At 70.0% G+C, this 3,839-nt stretch carries 2 protein-coding genes; one reads left to right on the forward strand and one right to left on the reverse strand.

Annotated elements, in window-relative coordinates:
- On the forward strand, positions 1 to 716 hold a 716-nt coding region (locus AB0M52_RS18370; RefSeq protein ID WP_363954773.1), incomplete at its 5' end, for an HAD-IB family hydrolase.
- A 164-nt stretch (positions 717 to 880) separates the two neighbouring features.
- Here AB0M52_RS18370 and AB0M52_RS18375 read toward each other — a convergent pair.
- Positions 881 to 3,802: a hypothetical protein gene (locus AB0M52_RS18375; protein WP_363954776.1), complete on the reverse strand. Its 2,922-nt coding sequence runs from the start codon at positions 3,800 to 3,802 to the stop codon at positions 881 to 883.
- Between the last annotated feature and the right edge of the window lie 37 nt (positions 3,803 to 3,839).

The following is a 3,839-nucleotide window of genomic DNA, read 5'->3' on the forward strand; positions in this document are numbered from 1 at the left end:
ACTGGTTCGCCCGCGGCCTCGCCGCGCGCAACTATTTCACCGCTGCCGACCTGGCCCGGTTCGCCTGGCAGCAGCTGCGCTTCCGGCTGCTCGCTCGGGAGCACGCCGGGGACATGTCGCAGGCGAAGGACGCCGCCCTCGCGTTCGTCGAGGGCTGGCGGGTGGAGGACGTCGAACGGCTTGCCGAGGAGATCTTCGACGAGCTGATGGCGCCGCGGATCTGGGCCGGGAGCCGCCGGCTGGCGCAGGGCCATCTCGACGCCGGTGAGCGGGTCTGGCTGGTCAGCGCCGCCCCGGTGGAGATCGGTCGGGTGATCGCCGCCCGGCTCGGGTTGACCGGCGCGATCGGTACGGTCGCCGAGATAGTCGACGGCGCGTACACCGGCCGGCTGGTCGGCGACCTGATGCACGGGCCGGCCAAGGCCGAGGCGATCACCCAGCTCGCTGCCGTGGAGGGCCTTGACCTGCGTCGGTGCACCGCCTACAGCGACTCCGCCAACGACCTGCCGATGCTGTCCACGGTGGGCCGGGCGGTGGCGGTCAACCCGGACACCACCCTGTTGCGCCAGGCCCGCCGGCAGGGCTGGGAGGTACGCGACTTCCGCACCGGCCGCCGGGCCGTCAAGATCGCGGTCCCGTCGACCGCCGCCGCCGGATTGGTGGCCGGCGCGGTCACCGCCGGTGTGGCGTTGCAGCGTCGCCGCCGAAGCGGCTGAGGCGCCGCCTCCTCGATGGTGGGCGCGGGCCGCCGAAATGGGCCGAGGCTGATCTGGCGGGCTGCCCACGACCGCCCTCGACCGGACGTCGGCCCACCCGGACACTGGTGTCCGGATGAGCCGACAGTACGAGGGCTGGCCGGGATCGACCCGGCTAACCGGGGTCAGTAGTCGTCGCCGCAGGAGTGGCCCGGGTTGCTGCCGATCGGCACGAACGCCATCGCGTCGAAGGCAACCGCGTCGAAGTTCCGCATCGTGACCGAGCCGACGTTGTTGAGCTGCACCTGCGCACCCCGGCCCAGTTCGTACGAACCGAGGTAGACCCACTTGTCCTCGCCCAGGTTGGGGCTCGGGATGGGGATGCCGCCGATCGCCCACCCGGCCTCATTGGCCAGGTTGAGCCGACAGGTCGTCACGGTGCCGATCGTGCCCGTGGTGATCAGGTATTCGGCGTTGTCGTAGTCGGCACCGTGGCTGGGCACGTGGGCCACGATGTCGTAACGGGCCCGTTCGCCCGGCACGAGGTCGAGGTTCGGCGTCCACGACCCGACGATCCGGCGTTTCGCATTGCCGCTGTAGACGTACGTGTACCAGATGTGTCCCTTGTAGCCGGCGCCGATCTGGTGGAAGTCGATGTCGGCGTACGGTGCGGTGGGGCCGCCGGCCGGATATCCATACCGGATGGTGAACTTGCCGTCGGTCTGGTCGACGTCGCAGCCGAGGTTGTACTGGCCGGTGTCGTTCAGCGAGTAGACCACCGACATCCGCTTGTTCGGGATCTGGTTGCCGTTCTTGTACCCGGTGAACGTCTCGCAGTTGCGCGGATAGATGCGCTTGACCCCGGGCTCGGCCGTGCCGGCACCGTAGGCCAGCTTCTCCCGCGCGCACTCCTCCAGCAGGCAGTTGCCCGAGTTCGCCACCCCGTGCCACCAGCACAGCTCGGATTCGGCTGGGCAGCCGTTGGTGGCCGGCGAACAGTTGTTGACTGTCGAGCAGAACGCATACCGGTCCGGAATGGACAACAGCGGCGTGATCCCGTGCGGGCCGGTACGCGGCGAGTTGGCCCCGTACTCCGGTTCGGAGTACGCCCGCGACATGATCGGAAAGCCCTTGAGCTGCGGTGTCTCCACCCAACCCATGATCCGCTCCGGGTACGCCCAGTCGTTCGGCCGCTCCGCATCGGCCATGGTCGCGCGCAGGAAGGGCATCCGGTTGGCCGGGTACCTCGGGTTGGCGGGGTTGTTGAACCAGCCGATCCCGAACCGGCCGTTCTGCAGGGCGGTGTTGCGCCGGTCGTACGGGTAGTAACCGCTGTTGTATGCCCAGACCGCGAGGAACCAGTTCTCGACCCAGGTCGGATCGTTGTTGTTCATGGAACTCCTGTTCTCCAGGAGTTCGGTGTTCATCTGGTTCCACTTCTCGATCAGGATGTTGAGCCCGGCGGCGATGTTCGCCGCGTAGTCAACCGCGATCGCGCGGCGCTGCGTATCGGTGAACAGGTTGCTGTCGGCCCGCATGCCGTCGGTGACCTGCCCGATGCCGTACCCGCAGTCGGTCTTGCTGTAGTCGATGACATCGAGGTTGCCCTCGTGGCCGTAGTAGCTGGCGATCAGCGGGTTGCCGGTGTCGCCGGGAACCACGTGCCACGACGCCTGGGACAGGTTCGTCTCCTGGGCGAGGACGGCCAGCATGATCTGCGCCGGAACCCGGCCACCACCGGCGAGTTGGCGCAGCGGAAAGAGACCCTGCGGCTGATACGCCGGCAGGCCGGCCTTGAGATAGTTCGCCGACCGGGTGACGTTGAGTCTCCCGTGCACTGCCTGGTTGACGGCCCACTCCACCATGTCCGGGCTGGGCTGCAGGGGCTGCACCCGAGGGCTGTTGCGCGGGATCGCGCAGGTCGGTGTGCCCAGGTTCGCTGCGGCCATGCGAGCCTGGTCGGGTGCGGTCGGTCCGGCGGCGCTGCCGAAGGTGACATCGAGCGTGGGAGCCAGGCTGGTGTCCAGCGTGTGCTCGGCCGCCTGGCCGCTGGCCGTGGCACGCACCGCGATCCGTACGTCACCTGCGTCCGCCGGATCCGCCGGGCGCAGCGGCTGGCCTACGGCCCGCATGCTCTGCTGGGTCACGACCTCCTCGGCGATCAGGTGGCCCTGATCGGACAGCGCCCGCACCTGGCGGTCGGCCGGCAGGACACTCAGCTCCGGCACGCTGCCCGCCAGGCTCGCCTGCCCGACCAGCACGTTGCGACCACCGCGCTGCCCGAACAACTGGAGTTTGTCCCAGGGGCCGGTCGCGATGGTGGCCAGCTCACCGTCGTGGAATCGCTGGGCCACCGCCTGCTTGCCCGCCACGGTGATCAGGTCGACGCCGCTGCGAGCGGTGGCCCGCACCCCGAACGTCTGGCCCTGCGGCTGGGCCAGCCGGGTGGTGCGACCCCGGTCGTCGATGCTCACCAGGTGCCCGCCGAGGATGCCGTAGTCGCCGTCAGGAGCGGGAGCGGGCGTGGTGAGCTGCCCGGCAATCCGCCGGACCTTGGTCACCTGCCCCCGGGCGGCGTCGACGGTCAGCAGTTCGGTGGAGACCGCGAAGTCGTCACCCAGGGAGCGGGTGAGCAGGGCCCGGTCGCCAGGGCCGCAGGCCGGGTTGAAGTAGGCCAGTTCGACCCCGGTCGCCACGTGGGTGGCCTTGCCGGTGGCGATCTCCACCACCGCCGCCAGCGCGCCGGCGCGGGACAGCTCGGGGTTGTTGGCGGCCTTCTTCGGAGCGAAGACGGCGACCGCGTACCGACCGGAGCCGGTGACGCAGACGGTGCCGGTCCACGGACCGACCGCTAGCGCGCTGGAGGTCAGGGTGGCCAGGGTCGACCACCCGAAGGCGTCGGCCTCCCGGGCCACGTAGAGGTGGAAGCCGTCGGTGTCCCCGGCCCCGGTCACCAGCACGTCGGTGGACTTCCGCCAGGTCTTGCCCAATGCCTTGTCCGGCGCGGTGAAGGCGGCCGGGCGGTCCGGCTCGGCCGCCACGGCCGGCGTCGAGACCTGTAGACCCCCGGCCGACAACATGGCCGCGGCGGTCGTGGCAGCGGCCAAGCGCCGCCACCCTTTCATCGGTGAGCGCACGTTTCCC

This window comes from Micromonospora sp. NPDC051296 (genome assembly GCF_040682255.1).
GTDB classification, from domain to species: domain Bacteria; phylum Actinomycetota; class Actinomycetes; order Mycobacteriales; family Micromonosporaceae; genus Micromonospora; species Micromonospora craterilacus.